Source organism: Haliea sp., from assembly GCF_040221975.1.
GTDB lineage: Bacteria > Pseudomonadota > Gammaproteobacteria > Pseudomonadales > Halieaceae > Haliea.
In genome coordinates this window covers 268,442-288,954 of the sequence record NZ_JAVJWR010000036.1, presented here as the reverse complement: position 1 = coordinate 288,954, position 20,513 = coordinate 268,442, and the positions used below count along the sequence as shown (strand labels likewise).

At 64.6% G+C, this 20,513-nt stretch carries 17 protein-coding genes; 10 read left to right on the top strand and 7 right to left on the bottom strand.

All coding sequences use genetic code 11. The annotated features are described in order from the left end of the window. The first annotated feature begins 104 nt into the window (after nt 1-104). The 6 genes from RLO07_RS19485 (at nt 105) to RLO07_RS19460 (ending at nt 7,777) form a co-directional block, all read left to right on the top strand. The gene (locus RLO07_RS19485; protein WP_462293818.1) at nt 105-2,354 is read left to right on the top strand and encodes a TonB-dependent receptor; all 2,250 of its coding nucleotides are present in this window, start codon (nt 105-107) and stop codon (nt 2,352-2,354) included. Nucleotides 2,355-2,369: 15 nt separating this feature from the next. Next, nucleotides 2,370-3,929: a class I adenylate-forming enzyme family protein gene (locus RLO07_RS19480; RefSeq protein WP_462293817.1), complete on the top strand. Its 1,560-nt coding sequence runs from the start codon at nt 2,370-2,372 to the stop codon at nt 3,927-3,929. After that, entirely contained in the window at nt 3,922-4,782 is an 861-nt protein-coding gene (locus RLO07_RS19475; RefSeq protein WP_462293816.1) for an alpha/beta fold hydrolase, read from the top strand. Before RLO07_RS19480 ends, RLO07_RS19475 begins: the two co-directional genes overlap by 8 nt. A gap of 62 nt (nt 4,783-4,844) precedes the next feature. Further along, the gene (locus RLO07_RS19470) at nt 4,845-5,231 is read left to right on the top strand and encodes a nuclear transport factor 2 family protein (protein WP_462293815.1); all 387 of its coding nucleotides are present in this window, start codon (nt 4,845-4,847) and stop codon (nt 5,229-5,231) included. Between the two features lie 82 nt (nt 5,232-5,313). After that, nucleotides 5,314-5,613 carry a hypothetical protein gene (locus tag RLO07_RS19465; RefSeq protein ID WP_462293814.1) on the top strand — a complete coding sequence of 100 codons (300 nt, stop codon included), beginning with the start codon at nt 5,314-5,316 and terminating at the stop codon, nt 5,611-5,613. Nucleotides 5,614-5,650: 37 nt separating this feature from the next. After that, the gene (locus RLO07_RS19460; protein ID WP_462293813.1) at nt 5,651-7,777 is read left to right on the top strand and encodes a TonB-dependent receptor; all 2,127 of its coding nucleotides are present in this window, start codon (nt 5,651-5,653) and stop codon (nt 7,775-7,777) included. On the opposite strand, the gene RLO07_RS19455 is transcribed toward RLO07_RS19460, so the two are convergent. Next, the gene (locus RLO07_RS19455) at nt 7,760-8,278 is read right to left on the bottom strand and encodes a GNAT family N-acetyltransferase (RefSeq protein ID WP_462293812.1); all 519 of its coding nucleotides are present in this window, start codon (nt 8,276-8,278) and stop codon (nt 7,760-7,762) included. The two genes, RLO07_RS19460 and RLO07_RS19455, sit on opposite strands and share 18 nt — an antisense overlap. 200 nt (nt 8,279-8,478) lie before the next feature. Between RLO07_RS19455 and RLO07_RS19450 the strand changes: the two genes are divergently transcribed. Both RLO07_RS19450 and RLO07_RS19445 read left to right on the top strand, forming a co-directional pair. Continuing rightward, on the top strand, nt 8,479-9,714 hold the full coding sequence (locus RLO07_RS19450) for an MFS transporter (protein ID WP_462293811.1): 1,236 nt from the start codon (nt 8,479-8,481) through the stop codon (nt 9,712-9,714). Next, a complete protein-coding gene (locus RLO07_RS19445; RefSeq protein WP_462293810.1) occupies nt 9,695-10,459 on the top strand; it encodes an SDR family oxidoreductase in 765 nt (254 codons plus the stop codon). Before RLO07_RS19450 ends, RLO07_RS19445 begins: the two co-directional genes overlap by 20 nt. Before the next feature lie 5 nt (nt 10,460-10,464). Here RLO07_RS19445 and RLO07_RS19440 read toward each other — a convergent pair whose 3' ends face one another. Further along, nucleotides 10,465-11,160 carry a cupin domain-containing protein gene (locus tag RLO07_RS19440; protein ID WP_462293809.1) on the bottom strand — a complete coding sequence of 232 codons (696 nt, stop codon included), beginning with the start codon at nt 11,158-11,160 and terminating at the stop codon, nt 10,465-10,467. 153 nt (nt 11,161-11,313) lie between these two features. Here RLO07_RS19440 and RLO07_RS19435 point away from each other — a divergent pair, with 153 nt between their 5' ends. Then, nucleotides 11,314-12,300 carry a 2-hydroxyacid dehydrogenase gene (locus RLO07_RS19435; protein ID WP_462293808.1) on the top strand — a complete coding sequence of 329 codons (987 nt, stop codon included), beginning with the start codon at nt 11,314-11,316 and terminating at the stop codon, nt 12,298-12,300. A gap of 30 nt (nt 12,301-12,330) precedes the next feature. Here RLO07_RS19435 and RLO07_RS19430 read toward each other — a convergent pair whose 3' ends face one another. Genes RLO07_RS19430 through gor form a run of 5 tightly spaced genes read right to left on the bottom strand, consistent with a single transcriptional unit; the run spans nt 12,331 to nt 19,348 of the window. Continuing rightward, nucleotides 12,331-13,212 (bottom strand): AraC family transcriptional regulator, encoded by an 882-nt coding sequence (locus RLO07_RS19430; RefSeq protein WP_462293807.1) that lies wholly within the window; start codon nt 13,210-13,212, stop codon nt 12,331-12,333. Next, entirely contained in the window at nt 13,209-14,108 is a 900-nt protein-coding gene (locus RLO07_RS19425) for a DUF4340 domain-containing protein (protein ID WP_462293806.1), read from the bottom strand. The genes RLO07_RS19430 and RLO07_RS19425 overlap by 4 nt, the downstream gene beginning before the upstream one ends. Then, nucleotides 14,105-16,939: a Gldg family protein gene (locus RLO07_RS19420; RefSeq protein WP_462293805.1), complete on the bottom strand. Its 2,835-nt coding sequence runs from the start codon at nt 16,937-16,939 to the stop codon at nt 14,105-14,107. Before RLO07_RS19420 ends, RLO07_RS19425 begins: the two co-directional genes overlap by 4 nt. Beyond that, entirely contained in the window at nt 16,936-17,970 is a 1,035-nt protein-coding gene (locus tag RLO07_RS19415; RefSeq protein ID WP_462293804.1) for an ABC transporter ATP-binding protein, read from the bottom strand. Before RLO07_RS19415 ends, RLO07_RS19420 begins: the two co-directional genes overlap by 4 nt. A 19-nt stretch (nt 17,971-17,989) precedes the next feature. Continuing rightward, nucleotides 17,990-19,348, bottom strand: a complete 1,359-nt coding sequence (gene gor, locus RLO07_RS19410; protein WP_462293803.1) for a glutathione-disulfide reductase — start codon at nt 19,346-19,348, stop codon at nt 17,990-17,992. A gap of 112 nt (nt 19,349-19,460) precedes the next feature. Between gor and RLO07_RS19405 the strand changes: the two genes are divergently transcribed. Next, nucleotides 19,461-20,507 carry a DUF481 domain-containing protein gene (locus RLO07_RS19405; RefSeq protein ID WP_462293802.1) on the top strand — a complete coding sequence of 349 codons (1,047 nt, stop codon included), beginning with the start codon at nt 19,461-19,463 and terminating at the stop codon, nt 20,505-20,507. Nucleotides 20,508-20,513 lie beyond the last annotated feature (6 nt).

Below are 20,513 nucleotides of genomic sequence, written 5' to 3'. Positions count from 1 at the left end.
TTTCAACAAATGTTGAATATTTTGCTCCGGAATTCAACAATTGTTGAATCTGCGTCGCAAGCGCAGAGTCGACCAGACTACTCATAATGAAAAAGGTGATCCTCATGAAAGCACTCGCACCGCGCTCCGCTATTGCCCTGGCAGTTTCCCTGGCTTCCGCAGCACAGTTCAGCCCCGCCCTGGCGCAGACCGGCCCGGCTCTGGCGCTGGAAGAAGTGGTGGTTACCGCCCGGCGCCGGGCGGAAAACCTGCAGGATGTCCCCATCGCGGTTACCGCGCTGTCCGGCGATGCCCTGCGTCTGCGCGGGGCCACCGATATCAGCGAGCTGGCGCAGATGATTCCCAGCGTGACCCTGGAACCCTCCCGGGCCACCAGCACCACGCTGACCGCCTTTATCCGCGGTGTTGGCCAACAGGATCCTCTTGCCGGCTTTGAGCAGGGCGTGGCCCTGTATCTGGATGACGTCTATATCGCCCGGCCCCAGGCGGCCCTGTTGGACATCTATGATGTCGAGCGGGTGGAGGTGCTGCGCGGTCCCCAGGGCACGCTGTACGGGCGCAATGCCGTGGGCGGAGCCATCAAGTACGTGACCCGCCGGCTCAGCGACGACGTTGATGTGCGCCTGAAAGCGTCCTATGGCAGCTATGAGCAGATGGACCTGGTTGGCACCGTGTCAGCACCGGTAACCGATACCTTCCGCGTCGGTGCGACAGTGGCGTCGCTGACCCGCGACGGCTACGGCAAGAACCTCACCACCGGGGACGAGCACTACGACAAGGACCTGTTCGCCTGGCGTGCCAGTGCCGAGTGGCTGCCCAATGACGATTGGCTGGTCCGCCTCGCCTACGACAAGCTCAACGACAAGACCAATCCCGTTGCCGGCTTTCGGCCCTTTCCTGGCGCCGTGAGTGGCGTACCTGTACTCAACGACCCCTATGACACTACTGCCGGCGCTTCCGCGTCAGTGTCTACAGCAGGCATCAACGGCAACAATGAGATCGACGCCGAAGGCCTGATGCTGTCGGTGGACTGGAACTTCAGTGATACCATCACCCTGCGTTCGATCAGCGCCTGGCGCGAAGACTACACCGAATCCGTGATCGACTTCGACGGCCTCGCGGTCATGGATTTTGACGCCCCGGTCATCTACGACAACGAGCAGTTCAGCCAGGAATTCCAGCTACTGTACAACGCCGACCGCTGGAACCTGGTCACCGGTTTTTACTACCTGGACGCGACAGCTTCCAACGATTTTGATGTGGTGCTGGGACAGCTCGGCCCGGTTACCGCCTACACTGGCGGTACGGTGGATACGGAAGCCTGGTCGCTGTTTGCAGACGTGACCTATAGTCTGACCGAGGCCCTGTCACTGTCTGTCGGCGGGCGCTACACCGAGGACAAGCGCACTGCGGATGTTTTCCGCGGCACCTACCTGGGTCTTGGTTCGCCGTTCCTCGGCAATGACAGTGCCATCTTGCTGGCCACCACCAGCGACTATGAAGCCAGCAAAACCTATACTGACTTCTCGCCACGGCTCAATCTGAGCTACGCATTGAATGATGACACCACGGTCTACGCCAGCTACAGCCAGGGCTGGAAGGCAGGCAGCTTCGATCCCCGCGGCGCCAACTTCGCGACCCCCGAAGTCGAGCGCGGCTTTGACCCGGAAACCCTCGATTCCTGGGAGCTCGGCTACAAGACCACCTGGTGGGACGGGCGCGCGGTCACCAACATCGCGCTGTTCTACAGTGACTACCAGGACATGCAGATCCCCGGTTCGGTAGGCACCGACAGTGACGGCGACGGTGTCAACGACGGCTTCGTGGGTACCGTGACCAATGCCGCCGAGGCAGAGATCTCGGGTATCGAGCTGGAAGGCAACATCCTGCTGGGGCAGGGCTTCAGCATGCAGCTTGCGCTCAGCTTCCTGGACGCCGAGATCAAGGACTGGCAGGTCAACGGCGTGGACGTGTCCGACCAGCGCGCGGTGCAGAATACACCGGAGGAAATGGTGTATGTCGGCCTGATCTACAGCACCGGACTTGCCGGTGGTGACGTCACCGCGAATCTGAACTGGTCCTACAAGGGCGACATCACCCAGTTCGAGGCGCCAGTGCCCGTCATCGACCAGGAGAGCTACGACATCCTCAATGCCAGCATTGTCTGGCTCAGCTCGGACGAGCAGTGGCTGTTTGGTATCCATGGCAAGAATCTGACCGATGAGCTGATCAAGACCGCGGGCTACTGTTTTGGCTCCGGCGGCTGCCCCTCGACACTGGGGCTGGAAGACAACACCTCCGTGTTCTATGCGCCGCCGCGCACGGTGACCGCCACGGTGGAATACCGCTTCTAGACTGGGGTCGGCAACATGAGCGGATTCGAGGCGCCGGTGCCCCTGTTGCCGGAAATCCTGGCACTGCACGGCAAATGGCGCGCACACAAGCCGGCGCTGGTCTGTGGTGAGGTGCGCCTGGACTGGGCGCAGTTCACCGCGGCCAACCACCGGTTCGCCCATGGGCTGCGGTCCCGCGGGGTGGTCGCCGGCGATCGCGTCGGCGTGGTGATGAGCAACGGCCTGGCGATGGTGCAGGCCCTGTTCGGCACCCTGGCCGCGGGTGCGGTATCGGTCCCGGTCAATCTGTCGGTCAGTGATGAAGCCCTGCGCTCCATGTTGCTGGATGCCGGAATCACCGCGCTGGTGGTCAGCGCGGACCAGCAGGCACGTCTGCAGCCGCTGTTGCCTTCACTGTCCCACTGCCTGCGCCTGTGCGTCACCGCAGGCGACGGCGACGACACCTGGACTGGCCTCGCTGAGCTGTGCGACGGACAGCCGGCTGCATTGCCGGCGCTGACGCTGACGCCGGATGCGCCGCTCAATATCATTTACAGTTCGGGTACCACCGGTCAGCCCAAGGGTATCCTGCACAGTCACCGCACTCGCCGCGACTGGGCCTACGACCTCGCTATCGCCCTGCGTTACCACGGGGCCGCGCGCACACTGCTCACCCTGGGTCTGTACTCCAACATCTCCTGGGTGGCGATGCTGTGCACGGTGCTGGCGGGCGGTACCCTGGTGGTACACACGCGGTTTGATCCGGTGGAATTTCTGGCAACCGTGGCGCGCGAGCGCATAACCCACACGGCGATGGTGCCGGTACAGTTCCAGCGGGTATGCGAGCAGATGGTCCAGGGCAGCTTCGACGTCAGCAGCATGCACGCCATGATGAGCTGTGGCTCGCCCCTGCGCGAGGGCCTCAAGCGGGAAATCTTCCGCCACTTCCCCTGCGGCATTATCGAGCTGTACGGGCTGACGGAGGGCATCATTACCACCCTTGAGCCGGAGGAGGCCACAGGCCGCTGGGATTCGGTGGGCAAACCGCTGATCGGCACCGACATCTGCATCGTCGATGATGATGATCGCGTGCTCGGCGCCAACAGCCCTGGGGAGATTGCCTCCCGGGGGCGGATCACCATGCCCGGCTATTGGCATCGCGACGACGCCAATCGCGAGTCCGAGTTCGTCGATGGACAGGGCGTGCAGTGGCTGCGCTCGGGCGATATCGGCTATGTTGATGAGGATGGTTTCCTGTTTATTGTCGACCGGAAAAAGGACATGATCCTGTCCGGTGGCCAGAACGTGTATCCTCAGGATATTGAGGCGGTGCTGGTGCAGCATCCGTCAGTCAACGACGTCGCCGTCATTGGCATAACCAGTGCCCGCTGGGGGGAAACGCCGCTGGCGGTGGTGGTACCGGAAGCGGATGCCGCGGAAGGTACGGAGGAGCTGCTGGCCTGGGCCAATGCGCGCCTCGGCAAGCAACAGCGGCTGGCGGCAGTCCGCTTTGCCGACAGCCTGCCGCGCAACCCCAACGGCAAGATCCTCAAGCGCGAGCTGCGCGCACAGTTTACGGAGCTGCAGCATGACTGAGTTTACGGACCTCTGGTACCACAGCAGCGATGGCCTGCGCCTGTATGCGCGCGATTATGCCGGCCCCGGCACCGGTGCGCCGGTGGCCCTGTGCATGCACGGCCTGACCCGCAATGCCGCCGATTTTGCCGGCCTGGCTCCGCATCTGGCACAGCGCTACCGGGTACTGGTAGCCGAGCAGCGCGGCCGTGGCCGCTCGGACTACGACCCCAACCCCGCCAATTATCACCCCGGCACCTACGTGCAGGACATGTTTACCCTGCTGGACGGCCAGGGGGTACAGGAGGCCCTGCTGGTGGGGACCTCCATGGGAGGCCTGATGGCCATGCTGATGGCGGCCATGCAGCCGGCCCGGGTCAACGGCATTGTTCTCAACGATATTGGTCCCGAGGTGGATCCGGCGGGGCTGGAACGCATCAAGGGCTATGTCGGCAAGACACAACCGGCTGCCGACTGGGAGCAAGCCGTAGCCCAGGTCCGGGCCATCAATGCTGCCGCGTTCCCCGATTTTACCGACGAGGATTGGCTGGGCTTTACCCGCGCCCTGTATCGCGAGGTGGACGGCCGGCCAGTGCCGGCCTATGACCCGGCGATCGCCGAGCCGATGGCCGCCAGCGACGACAACGCGGTACCGCCGGACCTCTGGCCGGTATTCGAATCCATCCGCGAGCTGCCGATTCTGGTTCTGCGTGGCATTCACTCCGATATCCTGGCCGCCAGCTGCGTGGCGGAGATGCGGCGGCGCAAGCCTGACCTGGTCAGCGCGGAGATTCCCCGCCGCGGCCATGCACCCACCCTGGACGAGCCGGAGTCCCGGCGCGCGATCGACAGCTTCCTCGCTGCGCTACCCTGACTGCATGGACAAAGCAGGTTTGCAGTGGCATCTTTGCCGCTGACAGCGAAGCGGGAGACACCATGTTGCAGGCACTGGCGGAGTGGCACGAGATAGTCAAATCAGGCGATCCATCTCGCCTGGAGGCGTTGTTGGCGGAAGATTGCGTGTTCTGGTCTCCGGTCGTGCACCGGCCGCAGGAGGGGCGCGATCTCACCCGCATGTACCTGACCGGCGCCATGGCGGTGTTCAACGACAGCTTTCGCTACGTCAAGGAGGTCGTTGCGGAGCCCCATGCGGTGCTGGAGTTTACCTGCGATATCGACGGTATCACCGTCAACGGGGTCGATATCATTACCTTCAACGTGGACGGGAAGATTGTCGAATTCAAGGTCATGGTGCGGCCGCTGAAGGGCATCAACCTGCTGCATGCGAAAATGGCAGCCATGCTGGAGCAGCTGTCGGCCTGAAGTGCGGTAACGAAAAATTTGGCTGCTCGCCGGAGGAGCCGCTATACTCCGCCATCGATCCGTTTGTCGTGCTGTAAACGTCATGCTTCCGTCCTTCACCCTGAAAGCCCGCAGCCGCCGCCTGGCCCGCATTGTCGCGGTACTGGCTCTGCTGTGTCTCACGGGTGTCCAGACTCTCGAAGCAAGCCATGCCCACGGGCTTGGTGACTCGCCAGCAGAGTGTCTGCTGTGCAAGACCTCCGCGCCATTGCCGCTGGCAAGCGTGCTGCCGCTGCTCTTGTTCCCCCTGCTGCTGGTACTGCTGCTGTCGGCACCGTTTGCCGCGCGCGCCTGCAACCGCTACCTGCCGCGCCAGACCACAGGTCCCCCCGCCCACTCCTGAGAGAAAACTTTTTCTTTTCTTCTATCAGGAGTAGACCATGAAACGTTTCATGCCTCTCGCGCTGGCAGTTGCCAGTGCGAACGCGGCAGCGCAATCGCTGCCCCTCGAACATGTGTTGGTTACCGCGCCGCTGCAGAAGCAGGAGGCGGAAACCGCCCTGCCGGTCACCGTGCTGACCGGTGAGGACCTGCGCCGTGCCGCCCGCACCAGCATCGGCGATACCCTGGGCGATATCCCCGGCCTGGCCAATGCCTCCTTCGGCCCAGGTGTGGGCCAGCCGGTAATCCGGGGCCAGCAGGGCCCCCGGGTCACTGTGCTGCAGAACGGGACCAGCAGTGCCGATGCCTCGGCAGTCAGCGCCGACCACGCAGTTTCAGTAGAGGCCCTGCTGGCAGACAGCATAGAGGTCCTGCGCGGCCCCGCCACCATGCTCTACGGCGCCGGCGCCATCGGCGGGGTGGTGAACGTGATCGATAACCGGATCCCGCGACAGCGTATTGATGGTGTCGAGGGCGGTGCGGAAATGCGTCACGATTCGGCCCCGGACATGGATACTGCCGTGCTGCGGGTCGACGCCGGCAGCGGCAATATGGCCTTTCATATCGATGCCCTGTACCGGGATTGGAACAACCTCGATATTCCCGGACTGGCGGCCCGCGACCACGACGACCACGATGACGATCACGACGACGACCACGACGACGACCACGACGACCACGACGACGAAGTGGAGACCACCGATGGTTTTATCGACAACACCGGTGGTCGCACCCGGGCCCTGACCCTGGGCTCCAGCTACCATTTCGATCGCGGTCTGCTCGGTTTTGCGGTCAGCCGGCTGGAGAACGAGTACGGTATTCCCGCCGGTGCACATGGTCATCATGACGACCACGACGATGCGGACCACGGCGATGCGGACCACGACGACCACGACGATGACCACGCTGAAGACGGAGAGGAAGGTGGTATTCGCCTCGATGTCGAGCAGACCCGCTATGATCTCGCTTTCGAGCTGGTCGAACCCCTGCCCGGTTTTGAGTCCCTGCGCAGCACCGTGACCTACACGGATTACGAGCACGCCGAAATCGAGGGTGATGGCGAGGTTGGCACCCTGTACAGCAATGAGACCTGGGAGACCCGGGTCGAGCTGGTGCACGCCGAGGTTGCCGGGTTTCGCGGTGCCCTGGGTCTGCAGGCCAGGGTCGGTGAGTTCAGCGCCCTGGGCGAGGAGGCTTTCATCCCGGTGACCGACAGCCGCGATCTGGGTCTGTTCCTGATCGAGGACTGGCGCACGGGCAACTGGATTTTCGAAGCCGGCCTGCGGCTGGATCGCGATCAGCGTGACCCGGACGCGGTGAGCGCGGGCAAGCAGGATTTCACCGCAGTGAGCCTCTCCGGCTCCGCTATCTGGAATGCCGGGGAAGACTGGCAGTTGCGCATGCAGCTGGCCCGCTCAGAGCGCGCGCCGTCCATTGAAGAGCTGTTTTCCAATGTCGATGGCAGCGGCCCGGAAGACTGGATTGAACATGCGGCAACCGCTGCAATCGAGCTGGGCGACCCCGACCTCGAGACCGAGGTGTCGCGTAACGTCGATCTGTCGCTACACTGGCACAATGGCAACAAGGATCTCGAAGTCACCTTTTACTACAACGACTTTGCCGACTACATCACCCTGATGAATACCGGCCTGGAAGTCGATGAGCTGCCGGTACTCGCCTATACCCAGGAAGATGCCGAGTTCTATGGTGCGGAAGTCAACGGCCAGTTTGGCCTCGGCAGTTTTGCCGGGGGCGAATTCCGGCTCGGTGTATTTGCTGACGTCACCCGCGGCAAGCTGGACAGCGGCGACTTTGTGCCGCGCCTGCCTCCGCGACGCATCGGTGGGCGCCTGAGCTGGGGCAACGATGCCCTGGAGCTGTGGACCCGGGTCGTGGAAGCGTCCAGCCAGGACCGCGCCGGCGTCAACGAGGAGCCCACGGACGGTTACACACGCTGGGATCTGGGCGCCGACTACCGTCTGCCGCTGGGCGCCAGCGAGCTGACCCTGTTCCTCGCCGCACGCAATCTGGGTGATGAGGAAATCCGCCTCAGTACCTCGTTCCTGCGCGATGTGGCGCCGGAGGCCGGGCGCTCGATCGAGGCCGGCCTACGCTACCGGTTCTGAGGCTTTCCAGCCATACAGGCAGAGGTTCTCGGCCTCGGGCGTGAGCTGCACCAGGCGCTCATGCCTGAAGCCGAGCCCTTCCAGCAGCGCCCGCGAGGGCGCATTTCCCGGTGCCACAATAGCCACCAGCCGGGTCAGTCCCAACGTCTCCCGCGCATAGTGCAACACCGCCTCTGCCGCCTCCCTGGCGAATCCCTTGCCGCGTGCCTGCGGCAACAGGGCATAGCCGATATCCACGTCCGCAAGCGTCTCTCGCTGCAGCAGTCCGCAGATGCCAATCGCAGCGCCGCCGCCGCGTGGACGCACCGCCCAGAGTCCGAAACCGTGCTCGCGGTAACTGGCGAGCGGACCCTCCTCCAGGTAGCGCCGGGCCGCAGCCTCGTCGCGAATGCCGCGATCGGCGATCTGGGTGATGAAATCCGGGTCGTTCAGCAGTGCCTGGATAAAGGGAGCATCGTCCAGGGTGAGGGGCTCAATGGTGAGCCGCGCTGTGTGCAGCATGGTTGTCCGGTTTCTGTCGTTGCCTTCCCACAAGCTTACTACAGCGGAGCCCCGGTGACGCCTTTCGGGCGGTGAAATCCGTCGAGCGTACTGGTACAGTGCAGGTCTTTTCGCGGGGCAGGACAGGGCATGGCAGAGCGCATCATTGTCGGTATCAGCGGCGCCTCCATCGCCAGCGGCTCGTTCCTGACCGCCGACTGATGCCGATCCTGTTCGGTGTTGTCCTGCTGGACCTGATCGGGTTCGGCATTGTCATTCCCATCCTGCCGTTTCTGTCCCCGCAACTGGGGGCCGACAAGATCGACATCGCTCTCATTATCGTCACCTATGCCGCCTTTGCCGGGATATCCGGGCCGTTTTGGGGCCGGCTATCCGACCGACTGGGGCGCAAGCCGGTGATCATGCTGTGCCTGGGGGGCGCGGCCGTATCCTATGTAATGCTGGGACTGGCGACGCAGCTGTGGATGATCTTTGCGGCGCGGGCCTTTGCCGGCATCATGGCGGGCAACCTCGGTGTGGCATCCGCGATGATGAGCGACATCACCTCCCCCGAGAAACGTGCCAAAGGCATGGGCATGATCGGCGCGGCCTTTGGCCTGGGCCTGATACTGGGACCGCTGCTGGGAGGGCTGCTGGCCGGTGACAGCGGCAGCTTCACCCTGCCCTGCCTGGTGGCCGGTGGCATGTCGCTGTTGGCTATTGCCGCGGCGGCCCTGTTCCTGCCGGAGTCAGTCTCCGCCGAGCGGCGCGCCGCCAATCTGCGCCGGCAGCGCGACGGTTCTCGCGCCTCCACCTGGACCATGCTGCGACAGACTGAAAGCCGCATGCTGGTGCTGCAGTACGTGCTCCACGCAGCGGCGATCAGCTCCGTGACCTACCTGGCACCGCTGTGGCTGGGGGATCTGCTGGGTTGGGGTGCGCGGCAGGTGGGGATCGTGTTCGGCGTCCAGGGCGCGATCATGGTGCTGCTGCAGGGCGGATTGCTGGGGCCGCTGGTGCGGCTGGCTGGAGAGTGGCGATTGTTGCGGATCTGCGTGGCCAGCCTGATGCTCGGCCTGTGGCTGGCGGTGTTCGCGGCCAGCATGCCGTGGATGCTGGCGGCACTGTATCTCGCGATGTCCGGTGCAACCCTGTGCATGCCCCTGCTCAACACCATTACCAGCCAGCGCACCTGCCACCAGCTGCGCGGGCAGATGCTCGGCACAACGGCCTCTGCCGCCTCCTGGGGCCGGGTACTGGGGCCGCTGCTGGCGGGTGCCAATCTGACGCTGTTCGGCTATGTCGGGGCCTGGCTGGGGTGTATCGTGCTGGTGCTGTTTTATCTGGCCTGGACCCTGGGGCCACCACCCACGCGGCTTTCCGCCGCACCTGCCACGCCGGCAGACACGCAGGAACGACACAAGGAGAACCCTGAGCATGACCACCAAGTTGTTTGACCTTAATGGGCGCATCGCCCTGGTGAGCGGCGCCAGTCGCGGTATCGGCGAAGCCATTGCGCGCCTGCTGGCGGAGCAGGGCGCGCATGTGATCGTATCCAGCCGCAAACTGGAGGGCTGTGAGCCGGTGGCGGATGCCATCCGTGCGAGTGGCGGCAGCGCCGAAGCGTGCGCCTGCAATGTCGGTGACATGGCCGCCATCCAGGCATTGTTCGAGCACATCCGCAGTGCTCATGGGCGGCTGGATATCTGCGTCAACAACGGTGCCGCCAACCCCTACTTCGGGCATGTGCTGGACACTGATCTCGCCGCCTTCCAGAAAACCGTGGACGTCAACATCCGCGGCTACTTCTTCATGTCGGTCGAAGCCGGCAAGCTGATGCGGGAGCAGGGCCGCGGTGCCATCGTCAACACCGCCTCGGTCAATGCGCTGCAGCCCGGTCCCATGCAGGGGATCTACTCAATCACCAAGGCCGCGGTAGTCAACATGACCAAGGTGTTTGCGAAAGAGTGCGGCGGCTTCGGTATCCGCTGCAATGCCTTGCTGCCGGGGCTTACCAAAACCAGGTTTGCCGGTGCCCTGTTCAGCAATGACGAGATCTACCAGACTGCCATCGAGAAAATCCCCATGCAGCGCCACGCTGAGCCGGAGGAGATGGCAGGTGCGGTGCTGTACCTGGTCTCGGATGCGTCCAGCTATACCAACGGCGAGTGCATTGTCGTTGACGGTGGCCTGACCCTGTAGCCGGGTCAGGCCGCGCTGCGCAGGTAGCCGAAGCCGCCCTCCTTGATGTAGAGCTCGCAGTATTCGTTGCTGGTCGGGTGAATGGAGCCGCCGGCGGGGATGCGCAGCCAGCAGTGGGTGCGGTAGTCGCCCCGGTCGTCGCTGAAGCTGCCCTTCAGGACCAGGATCTCCGCCCCCTGGGGAAAGTTGATCTGGCCAATGGCGGCGGGCGTGTCCCAGCTTTCCAGGCGCATGAAGTCGGTGTAGGGCTCCTGGGCGTAGAGTTTTTTCCAGCTGGTATTCTTGCGCACGGACGGCTGCCAGGGCCGGGCCGCGGTGTCCACGACCACGTGCTCCCGGTCCGCACCCGGGTACTGCCGCAGCTTCACGAACAGCAGGCAGCCGTCGCGGGAAAACGGCGCGTGGCGAAATCCCTCCGGGTTCAGCAGGTAGGTGCCGGCCGGCCAGTCGCCGTGTTCGTCGGAGAAGACACCTTCCAGAACCAGGATTTCCTCGCCCTGGGGGTGATCGTGGGCGGGGAATCGGGCGCCGGGCTCGTAGCGTACCAGGGAGGTCACCTGGCCGGATTCGGCCTGGCCCACCCGGTGCAGGCGCTTGCGCAATACGTGGCCACCGGGACTGGGCGTCCAGTCCATGGACTGTGTGTCCACGATCACATGCCGGGAAAGGTCGCCATTCAGTGCAACACTGCTGTCATTCATGTTCGGGCCTGTCAGGTAAAGTCGGATCTGCGGTGGCAGGAGGCTTCGACTGCCGGGAGGGGTGTGTGTTCCCCGGCACAGGCGCACATCTTAATCCGATTGCCGGTTCGCAGAAACCGCCGCTTGCCTGTTGCCGGTCACCGGGATTGCGGTATGCTCGACGCCATGAACAGAAAAGTGTTTGTTACCCACGAACTGCCCGGGCGCCGCATCCACGAGCTGTCGGCGTATTGCGCCGTGAACGTGTGGCTGGGTCCGGGCCTGCTGCCGGCGGCGTCCCTGCGCGAGGAACTTACGGGCTGCGAGGGCCTGGTCTGCCTGCTGACGGACCGGATTGACCGCGAGTTGCTGGATGCGATGCCCGACCTGCAGTTCGTCTCCAGCATGTCGGCGGGTGTCGACCACGTCGATGTGGCTGCGCTTACCGCTCGTGGCATCCCCCTGGGACATACCCCGGGAGTGCTGACGGATACCACCGCGGACACGGCCTTCGCCCTGCTGCTGGCCGCCGCCCGTCGAATCACCGAGGCGGACCATTTTGTGCGTCGGGGAGAGTGGCGGCGGGAGAACCGCTGGTCGCCGGACTTCTTCACCGGCAAGGATGTCAGTGGCGCCACTCTCGGCGTGATCGGCCTGGGTGACATCGGCCAGGCCATGGCCCGTCGCGCTGCGGCCTTCGGCATGGAGGTGGTCGGCTGGAACCGGAGTCCCAAGGACATTCCGGGGGTCGAGCAGCTCTCCCTGGAGGCGCTGCTGGCGCGCAGCGATTTCGTCAGCGTGCACCTCGCCCTGACCGCGGATACCCGTGGCTTGCTCGGTGCCGCGGAAATCGCCGCGATGAAGCCGGGAGCGGTGCTGGTGAATACTGCGCGCGGCGGCATTGTTGATGAACCGGCACTGGCGGCGGCGCTGGCCAGTGGCGCGCTGTATGCCGCCGGTGTTGATGTCTTTGCCGAGGAGCCGGTACCAACGGGCAACCCGTTGCTGGCACTGCCGAACGTGGTGCTGGCGCCGCACATCGGCAGTGCCACGACCCGGACCCGGGCGCGGATGGCGGATATCGCCGCCGCCAACGCCATCGCCGCCCTGCAGGGGCAGCCCATGCCCCATTGTGTGAATCCCGAGGTCTACGCACGCTGACCACGGCCCGCCGGGTCGGATGGCAGCCTGTTATTTGCGTACCGAGCTGCGGTAGGCCCGCGGCGAGAGTCCCAGGGTTTGCCGGAACAGACGCGAGAAATAGAGCGCATCCCCGTAACCCACGGCAGCCGCGATGGCTTTCACACTCAGATCGGTGCTGTCCAGGAGCTGGCAGGCGTACTCGATTTTCATGTGCAGGAAGTGCTTGATCGGCGAGTAGCCGGTCAGGGCCTTGTAGCGGCTGGCAAAGTGGTACTTGGACAGGTGTGCTATCGCGGCCAGCTCCTCCAGCTCCAGGCTGCCGTGGATGCGGTCCTGCATGATGCCCTGGATCGCCTCGAGATCCAGTCCCGCAGTGTGGGTGGCGCGCTGCCGGTTTGCCTCCAGCACGATCTGGGTAAACAGGTGCCGGCACTGGTTGGCGGCGTTGATGAAGGCGCTGCTGCTGTAGCCCGTGCGGTTGACCGCCAGCAGGGTGTGGAAGGCGGCGATGAGTCCGGGAGCGATGCCCGCGTGCACCACCGCCTTGCCCTCCCGGTAGCCGAGGTACTCCATGAATATCCTGCTGCTGATCCCCTGGAAGTGGATCCAGTACAGGCTCCAGGGATGTTCCGGGTCGGCGCTGTAGCTGTGGCCCAGGCCCTGGGGCAGCAGGACCAGGTCGCCGGGCCCGATATCCTGGCGCTGGCCGTCGATGCGCAGTCGCCCCCGGCCCTCGACACAGTACAGCAGCAGATTGTCGTCGTGGCGCGGCCGCCGCATGCGGTGCCCGGCCGCCTGCGGATAGTAGCCCATTGCCGTCGGATAGCAGTCCCGGGTGAGTGGGTGGCGGTGCAGCTGCTCCAGCATGAACGCCGGGGTCAGGAAGCGTATGCCCTCGGTCGGCAGCGGCCACTGCGAGGTGCTGCTCATGGCCTGCCGTTCAGCCGCGCCGAATCCAGTGTCTGCAGGCGGTCGAAATCGTAGGCACTGACGGTGAAAAACAGGTCGTGGCGCGGATCGTGGACAAAGTGCTCCCCCTCAAGCTGATAGAAGTCGAGGTTCCGCTCTTCCGCCGCTGCCACAGCGCGCACACTGAAGGCCGGTGTCGCTGCAGCCAGGCTGCGCTGCTGGTCTTCGCTGGCGATCCCGTCCACCTGCAGGTTGGCCAGTGAGACCAGCAGTGCTTCCAGTTCCCGCGGCTCTGGCGTGGCGCCGTTGGCGGCGCGCCAGTCGCCGCTGTCCGTTTGTGCCAGGGCGAAGCCTGCACCCTGAATGCGGCGCGGTGCCTGGACCTGCAGCAGGCGCGGTTCCAGCCAGCCTGCGTCATGGGCCGGCGCCTCAAAGCTGTTGAAAGCGATACTGTAGATCGCCTCATCGGCATCACTGCGCGCGTGGATGCGACGAAAGGCGGGGGCGGTACCCAGGAACACTGTACCCAGTTGCGCGCCATCGTCGCCGAGCAGGGTCACGCGGCGCTGGAAGCGGTAGCTGGCGACCTCAAAGCGCTGCCGGGCAGCAACACTGGTGGCGATCGGATAGCCGTGCCACTCCTCCGTGAGCACCCGCAGCAGGCGCTCGACCAGGGCTGTGTCCGCGGGCAGATCCTGCCGCGCCGGCAGTTGCCAGCGTCCGGCGACGCGCTGCAACAGGGCCTCGTTGCCCTGGTCATCTTCCAGCCGGATCCCGGCAACGGCGGCGCGGTCAATTGCCAGCAGGGGTTTCGCGGGGTCCGCCACAAGCTCCTCTTGCTGCGGCCAGTAGACCACGGCGACCAGGAAAACCTGGATCATCAGTACCAGCAGCAGGACGCTGTTGATGCGGTTCACAGCCCCAGGCTCCTGCGATAATGGCGCTTGCGCAGCAGGGTGCGCAGGCCGTGCACTGCCGCCAGCAGGAGCAGCCACGCAACCGCCAGGCCATAGTTCAGGTACTCAACGAATCGCTGCGCGTCCCGGCTCATGGGCGGCAGGGTGCGGTTGAAGTGGGCACGGGAGCGGATTTGCAGCAGGGACTCATCCTGCAGCGACCACTCCAGGGTGTTCATGAACAGCTCCAGCGGCCCCAGATACTGGGTGCCAGCGGCGGCGACCACCGCATTCAGCATCTGGTCATCCATGAAATCGTTGGATGCAAACACGATCAGGCGCGCGGATTCCGGCGAGCGTTCCAGCACAGTCCGTACTTCGGCGGCGGCATCATTCGCCAGCGGTGGCGGCTTGCGTTCCGCGAACCATGAGCGGAACCGACCCTCCAGGGCCACACCCAACTGCACTTGCCGGCGCTCCCCGGCCGGGGTGAACACGGGCCGGTCGCTGCCATCCTGGTGTGGCAGGATGTCACGCCCGGTGGAGGTCCAGGCCGCCGCCGAGCTGCGCAGCAGGCTGGTCAGGCGCAATCCCTGGGGCGGGTCGACGTGGATCGGCGACGCCCAGCCCATGGTCAGCTGGGGCAGATTGTCGGTCACCGGGTGCTCCGGGTTGAGTCCGGGCGGACGCAGGTCGATGAAGTAGGGGTAGTCGATCATCTGCACATCCCGGAACTCGTAGTCGCCGACCTTGCGCACTATCGGTGCCGGGAAGGCGGCGCTCTGCGGATCCAGCACCAGGCTCTGGTCGATGCTGATGCCGAGGGCCGCAAGCCAGTCGTCGAGGCCGCTGCGGTAGTCCAGCAGCCGCATCTCCCCGGCGGTCAGCTCAACGCTGAAGGGGGAGGTTGCCAGAACCACGGTGCCGCCGCGCATCAGGAACTGGTCGATGGCGAACAGTGCCGTGCTATCCAGCTCGTGGGGAGCGACCACCGCCAGGATATCGGCCCCCGGGTCTACCCGGCCATCGGCCAGCTCCTCCAGGCGGATGCTGTAGTCGCGGGTGATCGCCTGCTCCAGGTTGGTGAAGGTGGGTGCTCCGAGATGATAGCGGGTCATCTGCTCGTTGACTCCCGGGGTGACCAGGGCAACAGTGCGGGTAAAGCCGCTGGCGAAGCGCTTGAGCCCCGCATCCAGCATTGGCGCGAAGTCCGCCGGATCGAACTCCTCGGTGGGCAGCTGCACCACCTGGTGGTCATCCTCCAGGGTCAGGTAAAACCAGAATTCCTGCTCGTCGCCCAGCGCCGACAGCATCGGCCGGAAGCCCCAGTCCTCGCCGAGCCGGCGCGCAATCTCGCCAGCGTTCGCTTCCGGCTGTACGAAACGGTAACTGAACATGCCCCCGGATTGGGCCACTTTCTCATCGAGCTGACCGACGATGGCGTGTTTGTAGCTGCGCAGCAGATCCGGCAGCAGCGCCTCGTCGGAGGCGTAGGCCACCAGCTCCACCGGCCGGCTCAGGGCCTGGAACAGGTTGCCGCCGAGCTGATAGCTGTGGAGCACATCCCGGATCGCGCGGGTGAGGTCAAATTCGGGATTGCGCAGGCGCACTTCGGCTTCGGTGTTGCCGGCGGTGCGAACATCGATCAGGTCGGTAAAGCCGAGGGTGACAAATTCGTCGCCATAGCTGACCAGCACATGGAACCAGGCATTGACCAGGGCGGACTGGTAGCGGTCCGCGACCTGCAGCGGTGTCGCCTGTATCTGATAGCGCTCATTGGCCTCCTGCTCCAGCTCCGGGTGCTCGGTGGGGTCGATAAACTCCACCTGTACCCGGTCACCGCCGGCGATGGCATATTCCTGGATCAGGTCCCGCAGCTGGGGTACCAGCGGCGCCAGCAGGGGATGGGTTCGGGCACTGAAGTAACCGCGAATCAGCAGCGGTTCCTGCAGCCGCGCCAGCAGGTCCCGGGTCGGTGCGGAGATGGAGTACAGGCGGCCCTCGGTGACGTCCACGCGCAGGCCCGGCAGGCGCTGCAGCCAGACATTGGCCAGTACCAGGTTGGCGAGCAGCAGCACAATCCCTGTCTGCCAGCGTCTTTGCCGCGCACTGCGCACATCCCGGGCCCGGCGTTCGCGCTCCAGGCTGTAGACATTGAGCGCCAGGAAGCCGGCGACCAGTCCCAGGTACCAGGCCAGGTCCCGCAGATCCAGCACGCCGCGGCTGATGCTCTCGAAACGCGAACCGGTGCCCAGCAATCGCAGCAGTTCGCCGCTGCGGTCGTCGAAGAAGCCGGTCAGGGTGCTGCTGCCCAGCAGGTAGAACAGGCTGCACACCGCAACGGTCCCGATCAGGCTGACGATCGGGTTGTCGGTACGGGAGGAGACGAACAGGCCAATGCTGAGATAGGCGGCGCCCAGCAGGGCAGTGGCGAGATAGCCCGCGCCTACCGGGCCCCAGTCCAGATCCGCCATCAGGCTGGCTGTGATCGGCAGGGGCAGGGTGGCCAGCAGGGCCAGCAGCAGCAGGCTGAAGCAGGCGCGGAACTTGCCGAGCACGAAGCGCCAGATGCCGGCGGGCTGTATCAACACATGTTCCAGCGTGCCGGTGCGCCGCTCCTCGCTCCACATGCGCATGGTCAGGGCGGCGCTGAGCGGAATCAACAGCAGCGGCATCCACTCGAACAGCGGCCTGACATCGGCGATATTGCGCGCAAACCAGGACTCGACCCAGAAGAAAATGAACAGGGTGACCGCGGCAAATACCGCCAAAAACAGCCAGGCCACTGGCGAGCCAAAGAACAGGCGCATTTCCTTCTGCGCCACCCGGCGGCTGACGCTGCTGGTGCTCATGCCACAGCCCCGCCATTCGTGGCCCCACCTGAGGCGGCCCCACCTGACGCGGCCCGACCTGAGGCGGCCCCACCTGACGCGGCCCGACCTGACGCGGCCCGACCTGAGGCGGCCCCACGAAAAATGCTGTCCAGGTCCTGCACGACCGGTTGCAGCTCATAGAGGCCGGCGCCGGCGCCGGTCACACACTTGGCGATGTTGTTGGCGGCGGTGTCGATGTCGGCGCTTGCCCGCAGCTGCAACAGCCAGGTTCGTTGGTCGGCGTCACCGGGCTCGCTGCTGACACTGACGTTGGCGATCTGCGGCAAGCGCCGCAGCCAGGTTTCCAGCTCCGGCTGTTCCAGCCCGGCGCGCAGTTTCAGGGTGCGGCTTTGGCGCAGGGCCTGCAGTGGCTGGTCCAGTACCAGGCGGCCCGCGGCCAGCACCAGCACCCGGTCACAGACTGCTTCCACTTCCTGCATGATGTGGGTGGAGAGAATCACGGTGGCACGCTCCGAGAGGCGTCGCAGCAGCGCTCGCATCTGTCCGGTCTGCTCCGGATCCAGGCCGTTGGTGGGCTCATCCAGGATCAGCAGGCGCGGTTGTCCGAGGATGGCCTGGGCCACACCCACCCGCTGGCGCAGGCCCCGGGACAGGCGGTTGATCGGATCCAGGGCCCGCTCGCCCAGGTCGGTGGCGGCGATGGCCTCGCGCAGGGCCAGGTACCGGTCAGCCGCCGGAATGCCCTTGAGGGTGGCGACATACTCGAGATAATCCGCCACCATCATTTCCGGGTACGCCGGCAGGTGCTCCGGCAGGTAGCCCAGCTGCTTTTGCACCTCGCGCGCCTGTTCCGACATGCTCACGCCGGCAATGGTGATGCTGCCCGCCGAAGGTTCCAGGAAGCCGCTGAGCATGCGCATGATGGTGGTCTTGCCGGCGCCGTTGTGGCCCAGCAGCCCGACCACCTCGTTGGCGCCGATACCAAAGGAGACGTTATCTACCGCCGGGGTGGACCCGTAGTTGCGCGACAGCGAATCGACCTCAATCATGGAGCGCGGCCCGGATGCCTCAGTCTTCCGTCCACGGCTCGCGCATGGTGACAAACTCCTCTGCCGCGGTCGGGTGGATGCCGATGGTGGAATCAAACACGGCCTTGGTGGCGCCGGCACGCAGGGCAATGGCGATGCCCTGGATGATTTCTCCTGCATCGGGGCCCATCATGTGTACGCCGACGACCCGGTCGCTGGCCTTGTCCACGATCAGCTTCATGAAGGTCTGCTCGTCGCGGCCGCTGATGGTGTGCTTCATGGGTCGGAAGTTGGCCTTGAACAGGCGTATGTGGCCAAACTTTGCCCGCGCCTCCTCTTCAGTGAAGCCGACGGTGCCGATATTGGGCTGGCAGAAGACCGCGGTAGGGATGAAGTCGTAGTCGACTTCCTGGGCGGGATCGCCGAACTGGCGTCGGGCGAAGGCCATGCCCTCGGCCAGGGCCACCGGTGTCAGTTCCATGCCGCCGATAACGTCGCCGACCGCGAAAATGCTCGATTCACTGGTGCGATAGTGCTCATCCACCGCGATGGTACCGAACTCGGTCAGTTCAATATCGACGTTTTCCAGGCCCAGGCCGTCCAGGTGCGGTACCCGCCCGGTGGCGTAGAGCACGGCATCCGCGGTGATCTGCGTACCGTCGGTCAGCTGCAGGTCGAGGCCATCCCGGCCGCGACTGATGGACTCCACATTGACCTCAAACCGCAGGTCGACGCCGGTCTTGAGGATTTCACGGGCCGCGTGGGCGCGGATATCCGGGTCGAAGCCGCGCAGGAACAGGGGGCCGCGATACAGCTGGGTGACCCGCGCGCCCAGCCCGTTGAAAATGCCGGCAAACTCTACCGCGATATAACCGCCGCCCACGATGACCAGGCGTTCCGGAAAATACTCCAGATCGAACACTTCGTTGGACGTGATGGCCAGATCGCTGCCCGGGAACTCGGGAATATGGGGCCAGCCACCGGTGGCGATCAGGATCTTCTCGGCGCTGTACTGGCGGTCACCCACGGCGACGGTGTGGGCATCAACCAGTCGCGCCCGGCCGTCGATAATGTCGGCATTGGCCCCTGCCAGGAGCTTGCGGTAGATGGCGTTGAGCCGCGAGATCTCGGTTTTCTTGTTGTCGCGCAGGGTGGACCAGTCGAAGGCCGGCTTGCTGCTGTCCCAGCCAAAGCCGCGGGCGTCCTCGAAGGCCTTGCCGAATTCCGACGCATAGACATACAGCTTCTTGGGCACGCAGCCGACATTGACGCAGGTGCCGCCCATGTAGCGGTCCTCGGCGATTGCCACCCGCGCGCCGAAGCCGGCGGCGATGCGCGCCGCGCGCACGCCGCCGGAACCGGCGCCAATGACAAAGAGATCGTAGTCCTTGTTGCTCACAGTTGTCTCCAGATGGGGGGGCGAATCAGTCTAACAGTCTTGTAGAGGCCGCAGAACCGGTTGGGATCCGGTATTATAGGCACTTCCCCCCTGTTTCAAGGAGCCGTATCTGATGGCACACACATTTTTTCCTGTTGCCAGGCTGACGATGGCGCTTACGGCGCTGGTCGCGGGCCTGGTTGTCCCGGGCGCCGCGGCGGCGCCCGACGAGCTGGTACTGAAGAACGGCTCCCGGATTTTCGGTACTGTAAAAGGCATACGCGACGGTGTTGTGACCGTGGAGACGGAGTTCGCGGGCAGCCTGAAGATCAAGCAGGACCGGATTGTCAGCCTGCAGTCAGACGGTCCCGTGGTGCTCAAGCTGGCGGATGGGGAAGTGGTCACGGAGCCTGGCCTGACCGTTACCGGGGAGCAGCTGGTACTGACCTCCGGGGACGCGCCGGCAGGCAGCTACGCCTTGCGCGACCTGGCGCTGAGCGATCCCGAGCCCTGGGAACTGGGGCGCGGCTATCGCTGGACCGGCCAGGCCAGTGCGGCGCTTGGCTTGCAGCGTGGCAACACCGATACCGACGAATTCGACTACCGGGTCGACAGTGTCTGGCGCAGCCTGCAGGATCGCTACACCACCCGCCTGAACGGGGAAATCGACGAGGCCAATGGGGTCAAGAATGCCGAGAACTGGTCAGTGCTGGCCAAGTATGACCGTTTTCTGGAAGGACCACTGTACTGGGGTGTGAACGTCTCCGCCGAGCAGGACAACTTCGCTGATCTCGACCTGCGTTACTACCTTGGCCCCTACATGGGTCGACAGTTCTACGAGCAACCGGTTTTCACTCTCTCCGGCGAGGCAGGCCTGGTCTATGTCGACGAGGACTTCATTATGGCCGAGGATCAGGATTACGTCGGTGCCAACTGGAGCGTCGACGCCAGCAGCAACTACCTGAACGGCAATTCCCTGCTCTACCTGAAGCACACGGGGATCTGGAACCTGGACGAGACCGACAATCTCGTCCTCAACCTCGTCATGGGGCTGTCGTTTCCGCTGCTGCTGAATATCGAAGGTGCGGCGGAAGTGCAATTGACCTACGACAGCGCCGTGCCCGGCGAGCTGGATGAGCTGGACCAGAGCTACCGGTTCAGGATCGGTTACACCTGGTAGCCCAGG